Here is a 23,530-nt window from a genome sequence, read left to right on the forward strand (position 1 = left end):
CATTTTAATATTTGCACAAAGATAGTTCTTTTGAGCAATAGTTTGAAATAAAACCAATACCTTTGCAGCAATATTTAAATAGAATGAGTATGACTTATCATCATCTATCTGTCTTGGTTCATCGTCGCGCCGAAAAGTATGGCGAAAAGGTAGCTTTGAAATACCGCGACTACGAGACAGCACAATGGATTCCCGTTTCGTGGAATCTGTTTTCCGAAACCGTACGGAAAGCCGCCAACGCGATGGTGGCGATGGGAGTGGAAGAAGAAGAGAATATCGGTATCTTCTCGCAGAACAAGCCCGAGTGGTTTTATGTCGATTTTGCGGCATTCGCCAACCGCGCCGTAACGGTTCCTTTCTACGCCACGAGCTCTCCCGTTCAGGCGCAATATATGATCAACGACGCGCACATCCGCTTCCTTTTTGTAGGCGAGCAGTTCCAGTACGACGCTGCTTTCAGCATATTCGGCCTTTGTCCGTCGTTGAAGCAGCTGATTATTTTCGACCGCTCGGTTGTGAAAGATCCGCGCGACGTTTCGTCGCTCTACTTCGATGAGTTCATGGCGATGGGCGAAGGGCTTCCTCACAATGCCGCGGTAGAAGACCGTACGTCGAGGTCTTCGTATGACGACCTTGCGAATATCCTCTATACATCGGGCACTACCGGAGAGCCTAAAGGGGTGATGTTGCATCACTCGTGCTATCTCGAGCAGTTTCGCGCCCACGACGAGCGTCTCACCACGATGTCCGATAAGGACGTGTCGATGAACTTCCTGCCTCTGACGCACGTCTTCGAGAAAGCGTGGTGCTACCTCTGCATCCACAAGGGAGTGCAGATATGCATCAATCTGCGGCCGACGGATATTCAAACCACCATTAAAGAAATCCGCCCCACTGTGATGTGCGGTGTGCCTCGCTTCTGGGAAAAGGTTTACGACGGCGTGCAGGAGAAAATACGGGAAACTACGGGATTGAAGAAGGCGCTGATGCTCGATGCCCTCAAAGTGGGCAGGGTGCACAATCTGGAGTATCTTCGTTTCGGAAAGACACCGCCCGTGATGAACCAGCTGAAATATAAGTTTTACGAAAAGACCATCTACTCGTTGCTGAAGAAAACCATCGGTATCGAAAACGGGAACTTCTTTCCTACAGCCGGTGCGGCAGTGCCCGATGAGATCAATGAGTTCGTACGCTCGGTAGGAATCAACATGATTGTCGGCTACGGGCTGACGGAATCTACCGCCACCGTTTCGTGCACGCTGCCCGTAGGTTACGAAATCGGTTCGGTGGGCGTTCCCCTGCCCGGTCTGGAAGTGAAGATAGGCAAGGATAATGAGATCCTGCTGCGCGGCAAGAGTATCACCAAAGGGTATTACAAAAAGCCCGACGTGACGGCTAAGGCCATCGACGCCGACGGATGGTTCCATACGGGCGACGCCGGGTATATCAAGAACGGGGAGCTCTTCCTGACGGAACGCATCAAAGACCTTTTCAAGACATCGAACGGGAAGTACATCGCTCCGCAGGTGCTCGAAACCAAACTCGTGATAGACCGCTACATCGACCAGATAGCTCTTATCGCCGACCAGCGCAAGTTTGTTTCCGCGCTCATTGTTCCCGTATACGGCTTGCTCAAAGAGTATGCGGCGAAAAAGGGTGTCGAATATAAAGACATGGAAGAACTTCTGCGGCATCCTGCCATTCAGAGACTGTACGACATGCGTATCGACACGTTGCAGCAGCATTTTGCCCATTACGAGCAGATCAAGCGGTTTACGCTCCTTCCCGAGCCGTTCAGCATGGAGCGCGGAGAGCTTACGAATACATTGAAGCTGAAACGTGCCGTGATTGCCCAGAACTATAAGGACATTATCGACAAGATGTATGAGGAATAGTGGGTGCGGGCGGTACGTCCGTGAGACGCGAAGCCTTTGCGGATGAACGTATTGCCTGCGGATTTCCGGAATAATCCTCTGTTTCGTCAGAGGCTCTGTTTTGTTCCGCCGGAGGCTCCGTTTGGCTTAAACAGAAGCTCTGACGTTTCGCGGCAGAGCTTCTGTTTTTATGTCCTGTGATTGCTTTCTGTTCGGCGTGGCGGCAACCTGCGGCAGGCAATCGCCCTTTATTGCTCCGCCGCCTGCTGCTTCGCCGGAGGCCGATAACACAGCGGGGTCTCCGCAATGCCCGGCGTACAAACGAAACGTTTTGCAGCTATGGCTTTGCGGAGACCCCGGTTTGCGGTTGCCTTCTCGGTTAGTATCCGAATATTTGCTCCTGAGTAAGCTCTACCACAGGACCTACTTCCTTCAGTTTTTCCATATCCAGCTCTTTCTTGTCGCCCAAGATACAGTACACATAGTTACGTCCTTTCACCCATTGCTTCTGAAACTCCACAACGTCTTTCAAAGTCATTTTCTGCACATCGTTATACAGCTTGATGCGGCTGTCCTTGTCCATGCCGAGGTCTTGCGCGTTGATGTAGCTCCAGATAATGTCCATTTTGATGATGCGGTCTGTGCGCAAGCGGTTTATCAGCCCGTCTTTTGCCAGTTTGAAAGCTGTCTCCGACTCGGGCATTTGGTTCATTATCTCGTTGAACGTACGGATTGCATCCATCATCTTGTCGTTCTGCGTAGCGATCTGCGTATATATCGTATAAGGATACTTCAGGTATCTGGGCTGGTTCAGCGAAGCCCATGCCGAATATGCCAGGCTGCGCGTTTCGCGCATTTCCTGAAATACGATGGAGTTCATTCCGCCGCCGAAATACTCGTTGTAGAGCTCGCGCGACGGTTCGAATTCCGGTTCGAACTTCTTTTCCATATTCGATACCTGCGCCATGTAAATCTGCTTCGCCTCGTAGGGAGCGATCAGTATCTTCGTCTCCGGAGTGGCGAGATACGGGAATTCGTTGCCCTGCGGTATGTCGAGGAGCGTTTCCGGCACGCGGTGATACTGGTCGATGGTGCTCAGCAGGTCTTTTTTGCTGCTCGGCCCGTAGTATAAGATACGGTGCTTGTAACTGTTCTGCCTGTGAATGCGGTCGACCAGTTCCTGAGGATCCATCTTCTCCAATTCTTCTTTTGATAGCATGTGAGTGGAGGGCGACTGCGGTCCGTATTGGGCATAATTCATCAGGCGCGTGAAGTTCTGCCGTTGGTTCAGCTTAGCGTCGGTCCGTGCTTTCAGAATATCCGCCGCCAGATTGGTGTAGGCTTCTTTGTTCACTTGTGCGTCAGCCAGCAGTGCTTCGAACAGCTTCATGGCAGCCGGCATGTTCTCGTTAAGCCCCGACAGCATGACATAGGTGCGTTCGTTGCCCGGCATTACCGAGAAGTTGCAGGCAAGCCGGTAGAACTCGCTCTTCACTTGTTCGGCGGTGAGTTCGGAAGTTCCCAGATATTCCAGATAATCGAAGGCCGTTCCCAACGCTTTGTCGTGATTGTTGCCCATGTCGAATACATAGATGAGCCGGAAGAGGTCGTTCACCGTATTCTGTTTGTAAAGCACCTGAATGTCCGATTTCGCCTTCAGGCGGTCCATGTCTTTCTCGAAGTCGAGGAATACGGGTTCGATGGGTTTCGCTTTGCTTTCTTGTATCTCTTTCAGGAAAGCGCTTGCCGTGTCTCGATTGGCTACGATCGGAGTGATTTCGGGTTTGGCCATCTTTTTCTCGTTCGGGTCTTTTCCTTGCTTTTTGTATACGATGGCATAGTTGGTGTCTTTGAGATATTTGCCGGCAAAATCGACGATATCCGTTTTGGTCAGTTTAGCCATGCGGTCGAGGGCTGTCACTTCGTCGCTCCACGAAGTCCCGTTGATGAACGATCTGACGAACATGTCGGCCCGACCGTCGTTGTTCTCCATTCTTTGCAGTTCATACAGCTTCAGGTTGTTGATGTTGGCCTCCAACATTTTTTCGTCGAAATCTCCCATGCGCAGTTTCTCTATCTCTTTCAGCATCAGGTCTCTGACCTCTTCCAGCGTCTGCCCTTGTTTGGGCCTTCCGCCCAGAATCAGCGCGGAGTAATCGCTCAGCCCCATTAAGTATCCGTATCCGGTCAGCACTTTTTGCTGCTGGTTCAGGTCCAGGTCGATGAGCCCTGCTTTCCCGTTGTACAAAACACGTGAGATGACCTGCATGGTCTCGTACTCTTTATCGGAAACTCCGGGGAATCTCCATGCCAGCGCCACCATCTCGGCATCCAGCCCCAACACCTCCCGGACGACAGGCTCGTTGATGGGTTCCTCTTTAGGAAGGTTGAGCGCAGGCAGTTCGGGGTTCGGCTTCATCTCCCCGAAATACTTGTCGATAATGGCGATGGTAGCTTCCGGATCCAGATCGCCCGACATGCAGATTGCCATGTTGTTGGGCACGTACCATTGTTTGTAATAGTTCTTGATGTTCGTAATCGAGGGGTTCTTCAAGTCGTCCTGCGTGCCCAGTACGGTTTGCGTGCCGTAGGGGTGCTTGGGGAAAAGCGAGGAGAAGATTGCTTCCTGTACCTTGCTCATGTCTCGCGTGAGCGACATGTTTTTCTCTTCATACACGGTTTCCAGTTCGGTATGGAATCCGCGTATCACGTTGTTTCCGAAGCGGTCGGCCTGAATTTTCGCCCAGTTTTCTACTTGGTTCGACGGAATGTCTTCCTGATACACGGTCTGGTCGTACCATGTGTAGGCATTCGTTCCGGTAGATCCGATGGCGGTCATCAGCTTGTCGTACTCGTTGGGGATGGCATGCTTGGAGGCTTCGTACGAAAGACTGTCTATGACGCGGTATATGGCTTTGCGCTCTGCCTCGTCTTTCGTTTTGCGGTAGATCTCGAACTGCCGTTCTATTTCGTCGAGCAACGGCTTTTCGGCTTCATAGTTCTGCGTGCCGAACTGCCGGGTTCCTTTAAACATCAGGTGCTCGAAGTAGTGGGCAAGTCCGGTGGTTTCGGCGGGGTCGTTCTTTCCTCCTACCCGTACGGCGATATAGGTTTGGATACGGGGAGTTTCTTTGTTGACCGTCAGATAAACTTTCAATCCGTTGTCCAGCGTGTAGATGCGGGCTTTCAGCGGATCGTTGGGAACTGTTTCATAGTCGTACTTTCCCGATGAAGTACATGCGCCCGCTGCTAACAAAAGAAAAAGCGACAGGCATGATTGTTTGAAAAGTTTATTCATAATAGCGATAACATTTAGGTAACAGAAACAAAGGTAGCGGATTTTTCCTTATCTTTGCCCGGCAAATCAAAAAAAAATGATATACAATGATCACTATCGAGCAACTTAAAGACGTGAAAGAGCGCACGGATGCGCTGAGGAGGTATCTTTGACATCGACGGGAAGAAAATTCAAGTCGAAGAAGAACAATTGAGGACGCAGGCTCCCGGCTTTTGGGACGACCAGAAGAAGGCCGAAGCTCAGATGAAGCTGGTGAAAGACCTGCAAAAATGGATAGACGGTTACAACGAAGTGCGTACACTGGCCGACGAACTGGCTCTGGCTTTCGATTTCTGTAAGGAGGAGTTGGTGACGGAGGACGAAGTGGATGCCGCTTATGCGAAGGCAAGCGCGGCAGTGGAAGCGTTGGAACTCAAGAATATGCTCCGCGAAGAGGCCGACCAGATGGACTGTGTGCTGAAGATTAATTCCGGAGCCGGAGGCACGGAGAGTCAGGACTGGGCGTCGATGCTGATGCGTATGTATCTCCGCTATGCCGAAACAAACGGATATAAAGCCACCATCGCCAACCTTCAGGAAGGAGACGAGGCGGGCATCAAGACCTGTACCATCAACATCGAAGGAGATTTCGCCTACGGCTACCTGAAAGGGGAGAACGGGGTGCACCGGCTGGTGCGTGTCTCTCCGTACAACGCGCAGGGAAAGCGTATGACTTCGTTCGCTTCGGTATTCGTCACCCCGTTGGTAGACGACAGCATTGAGGTGAGCATCGAGCCTGCACGTATTTCGTGGGACACGTTCCGAAGCGGCGGAGCCGGCGGACAGAACGTGAATAAGGTGGAGTCGGGCGTTCGTCTGCGCTATCAATACAAAGACCCGTACACCGGGGAGGAAGAAGAAATCCTGATTGAAAATACCGAGACGCGCGACCAGCCGAAGAACCGCGAGAACGCTATGCGCCAACTCCGCTCCATCTTGTACGATAAGGAGCTGCAACACCGCATGGCGGAGCAGGCAAAGGTAGAGGCGGGAAAGAAGAAGATCGAGTGGGGATCTCAGATACGGAGCTACGTGTTCGACGACCGCCGGGTGAAGGATCACCGCACCAATCATCAGACTTCGGATGTGAACGGAGTGATGGATGGCAAGATCGACGACTTTATCAAAGCTTACCTGATGAGTTCCGAATAACGCTTTTCGCCCGATGCTTTCGCAGCTTGCATGCTCGTAATCATAACGAACTGCCTGACGGGCTGTAAGCAAGGTTTGAAAAAAGAAGGAGTTATTTTTGGAAAGTTTATGGATTTGTTTTTACTTTGTTAGCGTTGAACTTTAAAGCTGATGTATTATGGGTAAAAGCAAAAAGAAAAGAGCACGCAGCAAGAAGGAAGAAGAACAGGCGCGGAAAGTGATGAAAATAATTTTTATCGCATTGCTTATTCTGGCATTGCTTCTGATGATATCGTTCTCCTTCCTCGGATAAAACAGCTACAGGGGATATGGAAGGATTGTGCGCATTTGCGACAGGCATCCATATCCTCTGTTGTTTTTGCTTCTATGCATACCGTTATGGCACAAGAAATAGAACGTAAGTTTTTGGTTTCCGGTGAGTTCAAGTCGCAGGCTTTCGCTCACGACAGGATTACGCAAGGGTATATCTGCGCCTCCTCCGGCCGCACGGTGCGCGTTCGTATCCGAGAAGGGAAGGGTTATCTCACCATCAAGGGAGCTTCCAACGCTTCGGGCGCCAGCCGCTACGAGTGGGAGAAAGAATTGCCTTTGTCCGAAGCCGTCGAGCTGATGCAGCTTTGCGAAGCGGGCATGATCGACAAGACACGCTATCTGGTGCGTAGCGGGCCTCACGTTTTCGAAGTCGACGAGTTTCATGGCGACAACGAAGGGCTGATTCTTGCGGAGGTCGAACTCGGATCGGAAGAAGAAGCGTTTGTAAAGCCCTCCTTCATCGACGAGGAGGTGACCGGAGACATACGCTACTACAACTCGCAGCTCATGAAGAATCCGTACAAGACTTGGTGATTATTGCCAAATAAACCCTATATTTGTCTCCGTACTTAAAAACGAGATGGTATGGAGAAACTATACGATTATTTGCCTCAGGAGTTCGTCACTTTCGTGTTGGTAACCCTCTTTTCTCTTCTTATCGGGCTGTCCCAACGGCGCATCAGCCTCAAGCGCGAAGGGGAAACGACGCTCTTCGGAACCGACCGTACATTTACTTTCATCGGCATTCTCGGTTATCTGCTTTATATACTCGACCCTTCGGGGCTCAGGCTGTTTATGGGCGGCGGCGCCGTTCTGGGCATGCTGCTGGGGATGAACTATTACGTCAAACAGTCGAAATTCAACGTTTTCGGGGTCACTACCATCATTATCGCCCTCATCACTTACTGCATCGCTCCCATCGTAGCCACCCAGCCCTCGTGGTTCTATGTGCTGATAGTGGTCACCGTTCTTTTGCTCACCGAGCTGAAGCATACCTTTACCGAGCTTGCCCAGCGTATGAAAAGCGACGAAATGATAACGCTGGCAAAGTTCCTTGCCATCAGCGGCATTATTCTGCCGATGCTTCCCGACACCGACATCATTCCGGGCATATGCCTCACCCCTTATTCCATCTGGTTGGCAACGGTGGTGGTTTCGGGCATTTCCTACCTTTCCTATTTGCTTAAGCGGTATGTATTCCGCAAATCTGGAGTGCTTGTCGTGGGCATTCTGGGCGGACTGTACAGCAGCACCGCCACCATCTCCGTGCTGGCGCGCAGGAGTCGGAAAGTTTCGGGACAAAAAGCGACCGAATACGTTGCCGCCATGTTGTTGGCTATCAGTATGATGTTTTTGCGTTTTCTGATTCTCATATTGATTTTCAACCGGGAGGCTTTTCTCGTCATTTATCCTTATCTCCTCATCATGTCGGCAGTAGCCGCTTCGGCGGCGTGGTTCATCCATTCGCGGCGGCAGAATGGAGATATTGCCGGAGTAGATGGTGAAGAAGAGGAAGACAGCAGTAACCCCTTGGAGTTTAAGGTAGCGTTGATCTTTTCCGTACTTTTTGTGGTCTTTACCGTTCTAACCCATTATACGCTGGTGTATGCGGGCACGGGAGGGTTGCAGCTCCTTTCATTCATTTCCGGATTCAGCGATATTACTCCGTTTATCCTGAACCTGTTGCAAGGTACAGGGGGCGTAACGATTCTGATTATTGCGGCTTGCTGCATGCAGGCTATTGTCAGCAGCATGCTGGTGAATATGTGCTACGCCCTGTTCTTCGCCGGCAGAGGGAGCAAACTGCGTCCTTGGATTCTTGGCGGATTCGGCACGGTGATAGGTGCGAACCTGCTGCTGCTTTGTTTCTTTTATCTCTGATCATAAGAACGGCGAAACGTTCCTGTTATCCGGCAGTTGTTTCTCTGATTTTGCGGGTACGTTTCGGCGTTGAGGTAGACATATATGGTTAGCGTCGGTGAGTATATATGGCTACCGTGGTGAGTATATATGGCTACCGTGGTGAGTATATATGGCTACCGTGGTGAGTATATATGGCTACCACGGTGAGTATATATGGACACCGCGGCAAGCATATATGTCCGTTACGGCGGAAGCATACTCCCCGCTCATCGGGCCTTGTTCGAGAGGGGAGAAACCGGTTGCCTCCGGCATTTTGCCGTTTCTTTGCAGCGCCTGCCATGTACACGAACAGTTTTCGGTAGTTATCTCCTCCGGCGTTTTGCCGTTTCTTTGCAGCGTCTGCCATGTACACAAACAGTTTCCGGTAGTTGTCTCCTCCGGCGTTTTGCAGTTTTGTTGAGGTGTTTTCCCTTTTTTTAACGACACATAAACTTGTAATAAAAAGAAAATCAACTATTTTTGGAGCCGACAGAGCCGGTTTGCCGATATTGGCGGCATCGGTATGAAATGCAACCAAATATATTTTATCATGAAAAACAGACTGCTACTATTGCTGCTTTTATGTTTCTTTTTCTTTATCTCATCCGATAGCTTTGCGCAACAGGCGGCCATTCACACGTACACGGTGAAAGGAGTGCTTGTGGATTCGCTTACGCATGAGGGAGAACCATACGCGACCATCCGGATCGTGAATAAAAACATGCCCGACAAGGTGGTGAAAATGGCTGTCACGGGAGCGAACGGGAAGTTTCAGGAGAAGATGACCGCCATGCCCGGCACTTACCTCATCACTCTTTCCTCTATCGGCAAGACAACCGCGCGGAAGGAGTTCGTGCTCACCGAGAAGGAGAAGAACGTCGATTTGGGTACTCTGTATACATCGGAGGCCACCAAAGAACTCGGCGGGGTGGAGGTCGTGGCGCAGAAGCCGCTGGTGAAGGTGGAGGTAGACAAGATTGCCTACAATGTGGAAGACGATCCCGACTCGAAGTCGAACACCGTGATAGAGATGTTGCGCAAAGTGCCGATGGTGACCGTAGACGGTGAAGATAACATTCAGGTGAACGGCAGCAGCAAATTCAAGATACACGTGAACGGGAAGCCGAACAATATGATGAGCGCCAACCCCAAAGAGGTGTTGAAGAGCATGCCTGCCAATACCATCAAGCACATCGAGGTGATTACTTCGCCCGGAGCCAAGTACGATGCCGAGGGCGTAGGAGGAGTGCTGAACATCGTGACCGTTTCCGGAGGATTCGAAGGCTATACGGCAACCGTCAACGGAAGAGTCACCAACAACGGATGGGGAATCAGCCGTTATGGGATGATAAAGCGGGGCAAACTTACAATGGCTGTCAACTATAACCTCAATTACCACAACAACCCGCGCAGCTACTCGGAAAGTTATCGCGAAAACTATGAATCGGATACGGAGAAATATCTGATATCCGAAGGCTCCAATAAGTCGAAAGGGAATTTCCTTTACGGGAATCTGGAAGCGAGCTACGAAATAGACACGTTGAGGTTGCTCTCTGTCAATTTCGGCATGTATGGAGGCAAAAACAAGTTTCCCGGAAGCAGTCAGACCGTGATGTACGGAGCCAATCATCAAGATGTTGCCTACCGCTTCCGTACCGATCATTCGGGAAAGTATTCGTGGTACTCGATCGACGGGAGCGTGGATTACCAGCGCGTTTCGCGCAGAAACAAAGAGCGGATGCTCACCCTTTCTTATAAAACGAGCATGGAACCCCGAGGGAACGATTATTACAATGTTTATCTGGATATATTTCCCGAAGCGCAGAGGGAAGAACTGATCAAACGCCTGCAACTGACAAACGTCCGTTCGGATGGAAGTACGGGTACTACGGAACATACCTTCCAAGTCGACTACACGACGCCCATCGCCAAGATGCATACGGTGGAAGGGGGAGTGAAATACATCTATCGGCGGAATGCGAGCGAAAACAATCTGTTCGAGGCCGTCGGGGGAAACGAGGATTACGTGTACAGCGATTCGCGCAGCAGCGATTACCGCCACCTGAACCACATCATTTCGGCTTATGGGGGGTATACGCTGAAGTACAAAGACTTCTCTTTCAAGCCGGGGTTGCGCTACGAACAGACCATACAGCGGGTGAAGTATCTCGTAGGTCCCGGTGAGGATTTCCGTGCCGATTTCAGCGATATCGTGCCTTCCGTGATGCTCGGCATGAAGGTGGGGAAGACGCAGAACCTGCGATTGGCCTACAATCTGCGTATCTGGCGGCCCGGAATCTGGAGCCTGAATCCGTATTTCAACAATCAGAACCCCATGTTCATCAGTCAGGGAAATTCCGACCTGAAGAGCGAGAAAAGCCACTTTTTCCAATTCTCCTACAGCAGTTTCGGACCGAAGCTCAACATCAACCTGTCGCTTAACCACTCGTTCAACAACAACGGCATACAGAATGTAACCCGTTTGATTACCGCTCCCGAAGGAGAGATATTCGACAACGATCCCACGCATCTGGCGCCCCGGGGCGCTTTGTACAGCACATACGCCAACATCGGGAAAAGCAGGGACACGGGGTTGAGCCTTTACTTCAACTGGAACCTTTCTCCCAAGACACGCTTCTACCTGAACGCTTACGGAAGCTACAATGATATGAGAAGCCCTGCGCAGGGTTTGCACAACTACGGTTGGACGGGCTCTTTCCATTCGGGCATTCAGCATACTTTCCCTCTGAAGTTGCGCGCGAGCCTGAACGCGGGAGGAAGTACGCCCTACATCAACCTGCAAGGCAGAGGGTCGGGATACAATTACTACAGTCTGTCGCTCACCCGTTCTTTCCTGAAGGAAGACCGCCTGACGCTGAATGTTTTTTGCAACAACTTCCTTCAAGAATACCGGACTTATACCAATCGTACGGAGGGAGTCAACTTCTTGTCGCGTAACTCATACCGCTATCCTGACCGCCGTTTCGGGTTCACCATCGGCTACCGGATGGGCAAATTGCAGGCGAGCGTGAAGAAAACAGCGCGCAGCATTACCAACGACGATGTGAAAAGCGGCGGGAACAACGATGGCGGCGGACAACGCTGACCGTTGCGGGGAAGTATTTCGCCAAACAATATCTGTAAAGTCTTACCCAAGTTTACCAACATTAACGTATTCTTGGGTAAGTTCGTATATGCACATAACTGCTAAACTAAATCGCGCACAGCCGGAAAGGTGGCGGATTGTAAGAGAGGTAATGAAAGTTTTGCGGAGCGACCGGAAATCAGCTTCATCAAAACCCTCAAGAAGGTATGTCATAATGAAACTGAGTCTAAAATTCGCTATCATTTGTAAGACAAAACCGCTATCAAAGAGAACTCCATCCCTTTGATAGCGGTTGTTTTATAAATATACTTGTCTCAAATCTGTATATCTGATAGCCACACTTTGTGTTTTTGCATTAGGCTACGTCCTTAATGAAAGTTTTGCGAAGCGACCGGGAATCAGCTTCATCAAAACCATCAAACTTCATGCTGAAGTAGTAACAGGGCTATTCTTACAGCAACCGAAGATATCCGGTTTCAGACCGGAAGTTTGTCTTCGTTGCATTTGAGTTTTTACAGCTTCTTTCTTTCAGGCAAACGCGAGATACTTCTTTGGCAAGTAATCTTTATTTGTCCGTGTAAAGCAGACGCTTTCTGCCTTCAGAAGCGGATGTCGTCGAAACTGTTGATCAGCAGTTGGTATTTCACGAACCCGCCGCTTTTTGAGGAATATTTCGTATAGATAGCCGTAATATCTCCTTTTGCTCCGTTCGTCGGAAGCGGATGGAGCGCGAAGTTGGCATATCCGCTTACGCGCACGATATAGTTGCCGCTATCCATGTCCGTACCTTCATAGCCGAACACCGAAGAACCGTAGTAGTGGGCGCCGTTGTAGCTGTATGCGTATGTGGGCGGCAACCCCTCTTCGACGTAATACTTATTGGTGTATTGCGCCGTGGTGGATCCCTTCGGGTAGAGCGTCTCCAGATATTGCGGATACCTGTCTTTGTCGAATATTCCTTCCTTATAAGTCAGTCCTTCGAAACGCACGAGGCGGCCCAACGCGTCGTCGTTCAGCTTCGTTTTGTAGTTGTCTGCCGTTACCACAAGCGTATCGGCTGCGGTCGGTTTCACTATCTCGCCTTTAAAGATATGGCGATTCACGAAAAGAGACTGTTCGATGTTTCTGTTGGCATAGCCTTTCGCAATATCATCCTTTGTAGGCATGCCGCCCACGCTCAGCATATACCGGTAATTGCCGACAGCAAGTCCTTTGGCTTTCACAAATACCATCTGCCCCACAGGGAAAGACACATAGTTACTCACCATCAGTTTCAGCTCGATGGCCGATTCGGACGCGTCGTCGTAGATGTACACCGACTTGTACACATTGCCGGCTTGGTCGCTCGAAATCACCCGTCCGCCGATTACGTAATCTTCCGTTATCTCAAGCGTTTTCCCCAGACTGGCGGCGGAGTTTCCGTGCGCCGCATAGAAGAGTTGCTTGAGATCCCTGATAGAGATGTATTTGCTTCCGGCAAAGTCCGCCTTGGTCCAGACTTTGGCGGGAGCCGGCTCTTCAAACTCGTTATAGCAACTGCTTATGCTCAGCCCCGCCGCTATAATCATACATAGTTTCAATATCTTGTTCATAATTGTCCTTTTTTACTTATCCTTAGAAACGGAGATAAACATTCATGTAGTAGGTAGTACCGAACATGTAGAAATACTTCGAGTCGAACGGCTGGTACTTCTGATACGCTTCCTCCTTATTCTTCAGCAGGCGTATCTGTTCGTATCCGCCGGTCTTGATGTCCTGGTCGTTCAGCAGGTTCTTCACTTCGAGGCTGAACCCGAGCGTATACGCGCGGCGGATGTACCAGTTCTTGCCTACGCTTGCGTTGAGCACGTGAGCCTTGTCGAACTTCTCCTGCTTGCGTATGCTGATGATGTCTTCCGCCGTCATGCCCGGTGTCAGTACGGCGTCGGTACGGTAGAGCGGACTCATCGACAAATACATGTTGTTGTAATAGTTCAGGTCCACAGAAGCGAAGAAGTTTCTCCGTCCGCGGTACGACAGACCGATGTTCATAGCCGTCTGCGGCGTGCTCTCCACGCGGAAGTTTTTCCAGTACACCTTTCCTTCATTCTTCACCACGCCGCTGTTGTCCTGAATCTGCACGAAGTCCGGATTGTTGTCGTAGGTAAACTGTCCCCAGCTTACGGCTCCGTTCAGCGAAAGCCCTGCATACAGAGGCACCGTGGCGGCGGCTTCAAGTCCGAAATGCTGTTTCTCGATGCCGCTGATGGCGAAGTTGGAGAACGTCATTGCCACGTCGTCGTAGTAAGACAGCACTTTCGACTGATCCATGAATTTGGTGTAGTAGCCGGAGATGCGGGCTTTCATGTCTCCTATGCGCAGGTTATACGAAGCGTCGGCTCCGAACACTTTTTCGAGCGTCAGTCCCGGAGTTATGTCGTTGCGGGTACGCGGCGATACGAAAGACGACTGGAACGAAGGCGCGTTCTCCATATAGAAGAGGTTGGCGTTGAGCGAGTGTCCCGCCGAGAGCTTGTAGCTGAAGTTTGCCTTCCACTTGTAGGTCAGGAAGTTCTTTTTCTTCGAGTCGCCCTGCGAGTTGTCGGGAAACAGCCCTTTCTTCCAGATTCCGTGTCTCCATAAAGTCGTGTGTCCCACTTCCGCGCCCATGTTCACGCCGAAGTTTCCGCTGGCGATGTTGTAGTCTACCCATGCGCGGCCATCTATGATGTTGCCGTAGTAGTCGTATCCGTACTTGTCGCCTTTCTTCACGGCTTGCGCATGTCCGTGCTTGGCGTAATAATCCATGTTGTTCTGATACTTCACCGGGTCGAGGCCGCCCATGTCCCGTTCGGCAAACTTATCTATGTCTATCCAGTAATCGCCTCCCAACAAGTCTTTCACTTTGCTGTAATACTCCGTGCGGTTGCGACGCAGGCTCAGTCCGCCTTTCACTTTCGAGTTGTCGCGGAACAAGTGAGAGAACTGTGTGTGAAGGTTCCAGTCCAGCTGGTCGGCGTGACGCTCTTCCACCATGTTGATAGAGCGGCGTCCCGTCCCGTAAAGAGGATTTACCGGTTGGTTCCGGTTGATGTTGTACAGGTTTTCCCAATCGATGTGGCGGATGTTGTCCGTATTCGCCATCCAAGCTTCGTATAAATGAGCGCCTACATACGTGTTGGGGTAGAAGCTCGGCAAATTGCGGTAATAGTCGGGGCGAGGGTCGGGGCCTCCGTACCACGTCAGCGCGGAGTAGCCGTTCCGTCCGAAGCGGAAAGAAGTCGCCACGTTCAGTTGCGAGCGTTCGTCGATGTCGAACGTATAGTTCAGCATGGCAATCGGCTCGTGGTAGTTGCGCACGCGCGCGTTCACCCGTTTGCCGTTCAGCCATCCCCAGTTCGGGTTGTAATAGTTGTTTCCCACCAAGTCATACGCTTCTTGCGTAGAAGCCTGTTGCGCTCCGCGTTCGGTCGGTGCGCCGAGCACCGATAGCGCCAGGCGATGGCGGTCGTCGAACTGCTTTTCGATGGCTGCGAAATACCCGAATGCGTTGTAGTAAACTCCCCGTACATAGTCGTTTCCTCCCTGTCGGGTGGATACCGATAAGGCGTACGACCATCCGTTGTCTTTTTTCCCCGACGCGTAAGTCAGCATGCCACGGAAGCGGTACATCGAGTTCGCGTTCACCACGCTTGCCCGGAATCCTTTGCGGATCTGCGAAGCTCGCGTGTTGATGTTGGTCGTTCCGCCAATCCCGCCTATTCCGGCGGCTCCCATGTTCAGCCCCGAAGTCACTTCTTGGTTGCGCGTAGCGTCGTTCAGCCCGCCCCATAGCGACCAGGGAGTATAACCCGTCATGGCGTCGTTCATCCGGATTCCGTTCACCGATACATCGGAGTATTGCGAATCGTAGCCCCGGTTATTGAAGCGCATCTCGCTGAATTTATAGGAAGCGATGTTGTTGAACACGTCTTTCGAAGCCGAAAGCGAAGAGGGCAACACTTGCGCGTCGCCTGCCGATTCCATGTCGAACTCCGCGAACACCGCATCGTCGATAGGCGTTTGCGTGCTTTCGGGCACTAAGATTACCTGATTCAAGTCCCTTACCAGCCTGTCTACGCGTACGGCCAAGGTGAGCGATTCGAAATCCGCCGTCTCGAACGTAAGGTTATATTCACCTTTTGCCAGATGTTCGAACAGGAAATTTCCCGTCGCGTCGGTACGGGCAGTGACGTTTCCCGGCGTTAACGTCACCTTTACGCCTTCTATGGCATTGCGTGTCGTGCGGGATACGACTTTACCTTTGATACCGCCTCGGTCTTGTGCGAAAACGGCGAATGCCATCAAAGAAAATACCACGAAGAGGATTGTTTTGATTTTCATATGCACTAATTTATTTTATTTGCCTACATAGATATATACGGGGAAGTGGTCGCTGAAGCCGCCCTGAAAGTTATCGCCTACGAAGGTGCGCAGAGGGTATCCCTTGAACTGCCCCTCTTTCTGCTCCATGTAGTGCGCGTGGAAGATGTTTCCGTAGTATTTCGAACCGCGCGCGCGTTGCAGCTTCAGCGTGTGGGTTCCGCCCGTCACCAGATTGTCCGAAACAACGATGTTGTCGAAGATGTTCCACGAATCCGAATAAGCCAATGTTCCGTATCCGGCTTTCAGCATTTCGGCATACGGGTTGTAGAAGTCGCCCTGCTTCAAGTCTTTTATCTTGTATTTGGCTCCCAGTCCTTCGGCTATGCTTTTGTCGGTAGGGTCGTCGTTGAAGTCGCCCATCATCACCACTTTCGTGGCGGGGTTTTCACGCCTCACCGAGTCGGCAATGTGCCGCATCTGCCGTGCCACCGCCATGCGTTTCGATTCCGACGCTTCTTTCCCTCCCAGTCGCGAAGGCCAGTGAGCCACCATAAAGAAGAAGGGTTCTCCGTCTATCGTTCCCCACATCGACAGGATGTCGCGTGTTCTGAACTCAGGTTCGGGAATATCCGCCTTGAAAGGTTTTTGTCCTTGAATCTTGAACACATCGGGGCGGTAGAAGAAAGCCACGTCTACTCCGCGCGCGTCGGGCGAATCGAAGTGAACGATCCGGTAGTTGCCCGGAATGAGTTTCGGAGTCGCTATCAGATCTTCCAGCACCGTCCGGTTCTCAATTTCGGCTACACCGATCACGGCCGGATAATCTTTGTTCACGGCGGCAATGTCGAAGAGCACGCGCTCTATATTGCCGAGTTTCTTGTTATACTTCGCAGTGTTCCATCTTTTTGCTCCTTCCGGGGTAAATTCATCATCGAGAACCTCCGGGTCGTTGATGGTATCGAATAAGTTCTCGAGGTTGTAGAATACGATCTTGTAGGGTTTCTGAGCGAAGTTGAACGAAGTCAGAAACGCGAGGAGCACAAGGGTTAATAATATCTTTTTCATACGCAACGGCTCATTAGTTTATTCCCCATTTGGCGGGTTCTTTTTGTTTTTTCACAGATTCCGGCACTTGCGGGAAGAACTTGAAGCCTGTTTTGGCTTCGATGTCCGCTACCGTGGTGCAGATGGAACGTGGAGGCTGGATGTTTCCGTACGACCGGTGTTCCACCCAGAATCCGATAGACTGCAATTCCAGTTCCGAACAGTCCTTGATCGCTTTCCCGGTCTTTCCCGTTTTGGTGCGCAGCAGCAATTTGTAGTAATGCGTGGGAACCGGAACCGGTTTACCTATGCCGTCTGTTGTTGTCGAATATCCCTGTGCGAAGTGAGCGCCCGTTACCACGTACAACGTATCCGAACATTTGTTGTTGCGGACTTTAGCCTCCAGTTGCGCCCACATGTCCTGATTCAGGCGGCTGGTTTGCGGAGTCATATTCGACATATAGAAAGTCTGCGCGTTCATTTCGTAGGTGCTCAAACGGTCGGCTGAGGCTATCTGGTGTCCCCGGTCGTAGGATCCGCGGTACGAACGTTCGATGCAGTTTGCCTGCACATCTTCCGGTATGATGGGGTCGAACGCCCATGCGTCCGTGCGTTTGCCGGTGCGCATATAAGCGGCATGTATGGGGTAAGCCACCCACAAAGCCGCTTTCTTGCTCTTGTCGAAGCAAAGCGAATAGTTCCGCACCCTTTTGTTGTCCAGCGAAACGTAATGAGTCACGTACTGATAGTCGGCATTTTCCCTCATGGCGGGAATTTCCGCCCACAAGCCGAAAGCGGGCAGGTTCTGCTGCGAAGAGGCCAGCTGTGTCAGGGGGAAAGTTTGCGCTTCCTCCCCGTCGAACCGGAAAGTGACTTTTGCTTCGCGCTCTTCCCCTCCGTTATTCGTGGTATAATATACGTACAACACGTTGAGCCCCTCCTTCACCGTTCCTTTTGTCGCGGTGAGGGTGGCGTCGTTGTATCCGAACGAGCACCATGCGCTTCCTTCGGTTATCTCCGCACTCCATGCGGTTCCCGCTGTTCCTGTGATGAGCAGCGCAAGCGAACCTTTGGCCGAGTTTACGGTAGACGATATCTTCCAGCGGGCCTCATTCGGCAGCTTGGGAGAGTCGCCCGAACTTCCTTTGTCGCAGCCGTAGAAATAGAGGCAGAGAAAGAAAACACCCGGTAAACCGAAGTTGTAGAGCAAGCTATATTTGTTTGAGAATCTTTTCATTAATACGGGAGTAAAAGGCTATCCGTCCGGTTGCATCGGTGATTGCCCTCCGGACGGATAACTGTTTGTAGCGTTAATATAATTGGAATCCGCACATGATGGTGCGTGCATTATTGTTGTTTACAGCCGATGAGGAGAAGTTCTGATCGGTGCTGATCGTGATTGTGGAAGCTTCCGTCAACCCTTTCAGATTAAGGGTATAGTAGTCCGCATCGGTAAACGTGATGGTGTAGGGCTGACTTTTTGTAGCCCCCTCGTTTGAGGCGGGCGATACCATGTTCCCTCCTTCCACGCTTCCGGCATTGTTCACTCTGATGTAGACCTTCGCGCTCTTTCCTTTCCATGCAACCGCATAGAACGAGAGTTTCTTGTCGCCGGTCACTCCCAAAGCTCCTGTGGTGAAGGAGCCGGTTTTGCTGCTTGTTCCCAGCTTAAGGCAATAGATGTCCGTGTTTAACTTTTCTCCCCACGCATTGTAATGGGCTACTCCGTTTTCGAAGAGGAACGGGGTCATCGAACCGAACTCTCCCTTCGTGTCCCCATCGGCTTTCTTGCCCGAAACTTTTACCGGAACAATGATGCTGTTTCCGTTGGCAATGCGTATGGTGAGGCTTTGCGTCACGTCTTCGTTGCTCTCGTTGGCTTTTGCGGTCACAATCACTCGCTCTCCCTCAATGCGTGCCGAGAGTATTCCGCTGAGCCCTTCCTGCGAAAGTTCGTTGCTTCCTTGGTTCGTTATTTTCAGCGTGATTGTTTCGTTGCCTCCCGTCGACGGGAACTGTATGGACGAAGGAGTTGCCGATACGATGACGGGCTTGGCCGAAGCAAACGCCTTCACATCGTCGAGGTTTCGCGGCGCGATTTGTCCCGCCCCTTTGAAAATAGATACGATACCCGTGATGTCTCCCGTGGTTGCCGAGTACGATTGTCCCTCGAAGGGAACGGCCTGCTTGTTGATGTAGACTGCAAACGACTGTCCGCCCGCTTTGAACGTATGGCTTTTCCATGAGCCTGCGTCTTTCCATGTTCCCGACTGGTCGGTGCTTGCATCGGCGATGGTTACGGGCATACACACGAACGAAGCCAGTTGGTCTACCGTTACTTTAACCGGGTCGACGGGATTGTTCGCCGATACGATCTGGATATCGTCCTCAGTAAATCCTTCCACCTGCGGGGTGTCGAAACGCTTCTGTATTTTTGCCGTTCCGCTTTTCAGGGTTACTTTGATTTCTTGCCCCATTGCAAATTTGGTAATGTCTATCTTGTTGTTGTAAAGCGACAGGGCGTTGCCTGCCGACGTCGCGCCTTTTGTCATCACATACAACGTTCCGTAGGCGTAGTTCTTACCTGCCGGGTCTCCGCAGATAATGCCCTCAATGGTGTAATCCTTATCTACGGCTGTAGCCGTTTCCGTCATCTTTTTCACCAAATCGGCAATGGCGATCGGGGTTACTGAGGCAGCCGTCGCAACGAAGGTCTTGGTTTCTCCGTAGAATGTGCCCGAAGCGGTCGTTGCGAATGCGCGGTATGCGTATTGCGTATCTTTGCTCAGATCTTTGATGGTGACTGTCCATGCGGTCGCTTTGGGTGCGGTTACTTTTTTCGCTTTTGTCCAGTCGATTCCCGTAACGGTTCCTGTGCTGAATGCGATATATTCTACGCCTACTTCCGTCAATTTGCTTTCGTCTACATTGCTTACCGTTCCTCCGAGCGTGGCCGAAGTTTCCGTGATGGATGTCGCGTCGGTGGTAGTCGTAGCCGGTTCCTCGGCTGCTTCCATGTTGATAACAGTCCCTCCGTTTCCGGTAACCAGTGTCACGTCGTCGATGGAGAATACCGAAGCCTCGTCGGCCGCAAATTTGATGTATAGCGTCTCCACTGCTTTGCCCAGCGTGAAGTTCGCAGTGGCGAACACCCAGAAGTCGTTCGCTTTCTTTGCTTCGTAAGGTACGGCGGCGCTCCATTTTTCACCGTCTGCGCTGAGGTAGAAGTGGAATTTCTCCGGTTTGAACTCGTTGTCGTAAGTTCCGTTGTTGTTCTTCGAATAGTTTCCTCCGAAAGTCAGTCGGAGGTTGGTCTGCGATTCTTTCAGCGTGATTTTTTGTACCTCGAACTCGGCATTCGCCCCGAAGAACAACTTGGTTGAGCCTGACGCGCCTTCGTAGCCTTCGCTCAGTTTGCCCGACTTGCGGAGAGATGCCCCCTTGCCTTTGTAAGTCACCGTTGCCGAACCCTCTCCGGATTTCTCCCACCCGTCGTACTGGTCGACAAAAGGATACCTGTTGTTGGCGTCTTTGTCGCCCTTGGTTCCGAAAGTTTCTTTATAGATTAACGTTGCAGGAACTATCTGTCCGCGCTTGATGGTAACGTTTTCGGACATCAACGGTCCTACCTTGTTGAACATTTCCACCGCGATAATCGCTTCGCGGGCCTCTCCGCCCGGAACGCTTACCTGAATTCTTGCGGAGCCTTCGCCTTCGTATTGCGAGAGTGTCACCCAGTTTTTGTCTTCTTCCGCTATGGCGATTCTCCATTTGCGGTTGGTCGAGATTTCGAAAGCGTCTTGCCCGCCTTCCGACGGCTGTCCGTTCGATTCTTCAAAACTGAGAGTCGTAAGAGAAACCTTAAGGAAAGGAGCCTCAGTATCTTCATTGTCGTCCACACAGCTTACAAAAGCCGTGCTGATCATTACAAGCATAAGCCCGTAGATTAGTTTCAGGAAATGTAAATTTCTCATATGGTTTTATTTTAGTAAAATAATTGATCTTTTTAAGTCAATCGCCGGAGCTTTGTCTTTTCGCTCCGGAATAGTTAAGCAAAGTTATTCGTTTATATGATACAAGCAAAGTTTCCGGGCGTTTTTTCGCTTTTTTGTTCCGATGTTTCGGTGCTGTGCTCAGGAGAAGATGTCGGTTTGTTCATCGGTTTGAATGCGGATGGGGAAAATTCTGCCCGGTCGGGTGGAAACCGGACCTTTCTCTGCAGGCCGTAACGTTTCCGGTGGAGCGAAACGGAGGCTCTGCCTGCGGATGAAACGGAGATTCCTCCTGATGAAACGGGGTTTCCGGTGGAGCGAAACGGAGGCTCTGCCTGCGGATGAAACGGAGATTCCTCCTGATGAAACGAGGTTTCCGGTGGAGCGAAACGGAGGCTCTGCCTGATGAAACGGAGCTTCCGGCGAAGCGAAACGGAGGCTCCCTCCTGTCGGAACAAAGCCTCTGCCGGGCGTGAAAAAAGCGCCGGAAAAGCGGAACGCTAAGTGGAACGCTTTTTTAGTCTCGTAATATTTTGTATAAGTGACTATTACGAGGGTTTCGTAGTTTAAGGCGGAACGCTTTGTGGAACACTTAATAATATATATAGATATAATAATAATATATTTTAAAAAATATATTCTGATCGATTTTCGTGTTTTTGGCCGTTTTTTGCAGTTGCGGCAAGAAAGAATATCACAGTAAATTTTAGGGCGGAAACAGAGAACATTTTGCCCGCCGGGATTGTTATTTCCTAAGGAAACTATTTGAACAGGATTTTATGAAAATAATTATTATCGGCGGTGTCGCGGGAGGAGCTACCACTGCCGCCCGTATCAGAAGAATGAATGAGGCTGCGGAGATTATTCTCGTGGAGAAAGGGAAGCATATCTCTTACGCCAATTGCGGATTGCCTTACTACATAGGCGGAGTGATCGAGGAACGCGAAAAGCTGTTCGTGCAGACGGCGGAGGGATTCTCCACGCGCTTCCGTATCGATGTGCGCACGGAGAGCGAGGCGACGGCCATCGACCGGTCGAGAAAAACGGTCGCCATCCGCCGGGGTGAAGAGACATACGAGGAAACTTACGACAAACTGCTGATCTCTACGGGCGCCACTCCCGTACGCCCGCCTCTGCCGGGCATCGGGCTCGAAGGCATATTCACGCTGCGGAATGTAGACGACACGGACCGCATCAAGCGGCACGTCGACCGCTACCGCCCGCGCAGGGCCGTAGTGGTGGGAGCGGGGTTCATCGGGCTGGAGATGGCGGAAAACCTGCATGCGCTCGGGGCAAAGGTGTCTATTGTGGAGATGGCGGACCAAGTGATGACTCCGATCGACTTTTCCATGGCCTCGCTCGTTCACGGGCATCTGGCGGACAAAGGGGTGGACCTTTACCTGAACCGGGCGGTGGCGTCTTTCGAGAAAACGGACGACGGACTGAAGGTCTGCCTCAAAGACGGACATTCGATTGCCGCCGATGTGGTGATTCTTTCCATCGGCGTACGTCCGGAGACTTCGCTGGCGCGTGCCGCAGGGCTGGCGATCGGCGAGGCGGGAGGCATCGCCGTGAACGATTATCTGCAAACTTCGGACGAGGCGATCTATGCCATCGGAGACGCGATAGAGTTCCGCCACCCCATCACCGGAAAGCCTTGGCTCAACTATCTGGCGGGTCCTGCTAACCGGCAGGGACGCATTGTGGCGGACAATATGCTCGGAGCGCGTATCCCTTACGAGGGTTCCATAGGCACGTCCATCGCCAAGGTGTTCGACCTGACGGTGGCTTCTGCGGGGTTGCCCGGCAAGCGTCTGCGTCAGGAGGGAATCGAATATCTCTCGGTTACCGTTCACCCCAATTCGCATGCCGGATACTATCCCGGCGCAATGCCGATGAGCATCAAGATTACCTTCGGTAAAGAAACGGGAAGGCTATACGGCGGACAGATCGTGGGATACGACGGCGTGGATAAGCGGATCGACCAGATCGCGCTCGTGCTGAAACGGCAGGGAACGGTTTACGACCTGATGAAGGTGGAGCAGGCGTATGCCCCTCCTTTCTCGTCGGCAAAGGATCCGGTGGCGGTGGCGGGATACGTGGCCGAAAATGTGATTTGCGACAGGATGATACCGGTTTACTGGAGGGAGTTGCGCGACGGCGGAACCGACGGCAGACTTTTGCTGGACGTCCGTACACCGGACGAGTTTGCTTTGGGAACGCTGCCCGGAGCCGTGAACATCCCGCTCGACGAGCTGCGCGGCAGGCTGGGGGAACTGCCCGAAGACAGCATGATTTACGTGTTCTGCGCCGTGGGGCTGAGGGGCTATCTGGCGTGCCGCATATTGGCGCAGCACGGGTTTAAGCAGGTGCGCAACCTTTCGGGCGGGCTGAAGACATATCATGCCGCTACGGCTCCCGTGACGCCGGGCGGAGGGGATGCCGGCAGGAGCGGTTCGGATTCGGG

The 23,530-nt window shown here is 51.6% G+C and carries 13 protein-coding genes and 1 pseudogene; 8 read left to right on the forward strand and 6 right to left on the reverse strand.

Annotated features, from left to right (window positions below; translation table 11 throughout):
• Positions 1-89 precede the first annotated feature (89 nt).
• The gene (locus GGR07_RS04190; RefSeq protein WP_034543057.1) at positions 90-1,895 is read left to right on the forward strand and encodes an AMP-dependent synthetase/ligase; all 1,806 of its coding nucleotides are present in this window, start codon (positions 90-92) and stop codon (positions 1,893-1,895) included.
• A 358-nt stretch (positions 1,896-2,253) separates the two neighbouring features.
• Here GGR07_RS04190 and GGR07_RS04195 read toward each other — a convergent pair whose 3' ends face one another.
• Positions 2,254-5,172, reverse strand: a complete 2,919-nt coding sequence (locus GGR07_RS04195; protein WP_034543055.1) for a M16 family metallopeptidase — start codon at positions 5,170-5,172, stop codon at positions 2,254-2,256.
• A gap of 86 nt (positions 5,173-5,258) precedes the next feature.
• On the opposite strand from GGR07_RS04195, the gene prfB reads away from it, so the two are divergent.
• From prfB to GGR07_RS04215, 5 genes are all read left to right on the forward strand, one after another.
• Positions 5,259-6,363, forward strand: a protein-coding gene (gene prfB / locus GGR07_RS04200) for a peptide chain release factor 2 (RefSeq protein WP_122056472.1) whose coding sequence is annotated in 2 segments (ribosomal slippage) — positions 5,259-5,321 and positions 5,323-6,363 — 1,104 coding nt in all. Because the reading frame shifts where the segments join, the coding sequence is not laid out codon by codon here.
• A 157-nt stretch (positions 6,364-6,520) separates the two neighbouring features.
• Entirely contained in the window at positions 6,521-6,655 is a 135-nt protein-coding gene (locus tag GGR07_RS13870; RefSeq protein WP_021647366.1) for a hypothetical protein, read from the forward strand.
• Positions 6,656-6,741: 86 nt separating this feature from the next.
• A complete protein-coding gene (locus GGR07_RS04205) occupies positions 6,742-7,209 on the forward strand; it encodes a CYTH domain-containing protein (RefSeq protein WP_034543087.1) in 468 nt (155 codons plus the stop codon).
• A 51-nt stretch (positions 7,210-7,260) separates the two neighbouring features.
• Positions 7,261-8,556: an MgtC/SapB family protein gene (locus GGR07_RS04210; RefSeq protein WP_034543053.1), complete on the forward strand. Its 1,296-nt coding sequence runs from the start codon at positions 7,261-7,263 to the stop codon at positions 8,554-8,556.
• 571 nt (positions 8,557-9,127) lie between these two features.
• Positions 9,128-11,683 carry an outer membrane beta-barrel family protein gene (locus GGR07_RS04215; RefSeq protein ID WP_034543085.1) on the forward strand — a complete coding sequence of 852 codons (2,556 nt, stop codon included), beginning with the start codon at positions 9,128-9,130 and terminating at the stop codon, positions 11,681-11,683.
• Between the two features lie 599 nt (positions 11,684-12,282).
• Here GGR07_RS04215 and GGR07_RS04220 read toward each other — a convergent pair.
• The 5 genes from GGR07_RS04220 to GGR07_RS04240 all read right to left on the reverse strand — a co-directional run bounded on the left by GGR07_RS04220 (position 12,283) and on the right by GGR07_RS04240 (position 21,045).
• Positions 12,283-13,275 carry a DUF5689 domain-containing protein gene (locus GGR07_RS04220; protein WP_034543047.1) on the reverse strand — a complete coding sequence of 331 codons (993 nt, stop codon included), beginning with the start codon at positions 13,273-13,275 and terminating at the stop codon, positions 12,283-12,285.
• A gap of 22 nt (positions 13,276-13,297) precedes the next feature.
• Positions 13,298-16,045 (reverse strand): carboxypeptidase-like regulatory domain-containing protein, encoded by a 2,748-nt coding sequence (locus tag GGR07_RS04225; RefSeq protein WP_021647358.1) that lies wholly within the window; start codon positions 16,043-16,045, stop codon positions 13,298-13,300.
• A gap of 15 nt (positions 16,046-16,060) precedes the next feature.
• The gene (locus tag GGR07_RS04230; RefSeq protein WP_021647357.1) at positions 16,061-17,092 is read right to left on the reverse strand and encodes an endonuclease/exonuclease/phosphatase family protein; all 1,032 of its coding nucleotides are present in this window, start codon (positions 17,090-17,092) and stop codon (positions 16,061-16,063) included.
• A gap of 13 nt (positions 17,093-17,105) precedes the next feature.
• A complete protein-coding gene (locus GGR07_RS04235; protein WP_081724027.1) occupies positions 17,106-18,308 on the reverse strand; it encodes a DNA/RNA non-specific endonuclease in 1,203 nt (400 codons plus the stop codon).
• A gap of 73 nt (positions 18,309-18,381) precedes the next feature.
• On the reverse strand, positions 18,382-21,045 hold the full coding sequence (locus GGR07_RS04240; protein ID WP_021647355.1) for a DUF5689 domain-containing protein: 2,664 nt from the start codon (positions 21,043-21,045) through the stop codon (positions 18,382-18,384).
• Between the two features lie 199 nt (positions 21,046-21,244).
• Here GGR07_RS04240 and GGR07_RS04245 point away from each other — a divergent pair, with 199 nt between their 5' ends.
• Both GGR07_RS04245 and GGR07_RS04250 read left to right on the forward strand, forming a co-directional pair.
• Positions 21,245-21,469, forward strand: a complete 225-nt coding sequence (locus GGR07_RS04245) for a hypothetical protein (protein ID WP_034543045.1) — start codon at positions 21,245-21,247, stop codon at positions 21,467-21,469.
• A 373-nt stretch (positions 21,470-21,842) separates the two neighbouring features.
• Positions 21,843-23,484 (forward strand): annotated as a pseudogene (locus GGR07_RS04250) (FAD-dependent oxidoreductase); the annotation flags it as partial.
• Between the last annotated feature and the right edge of the window lie 46 nt (positions 23,485-23,530).

Origin of the sequence: Bacteroides pyogenes, from assembly GCF_014196225.1 — a bacterium.
Lineage (GTDB): Bacteria > Bacteroidota > Bacteroidia > Bacteroidales > Bacteroidaceae > Bacteroides > Bacteroides pyogenes_A.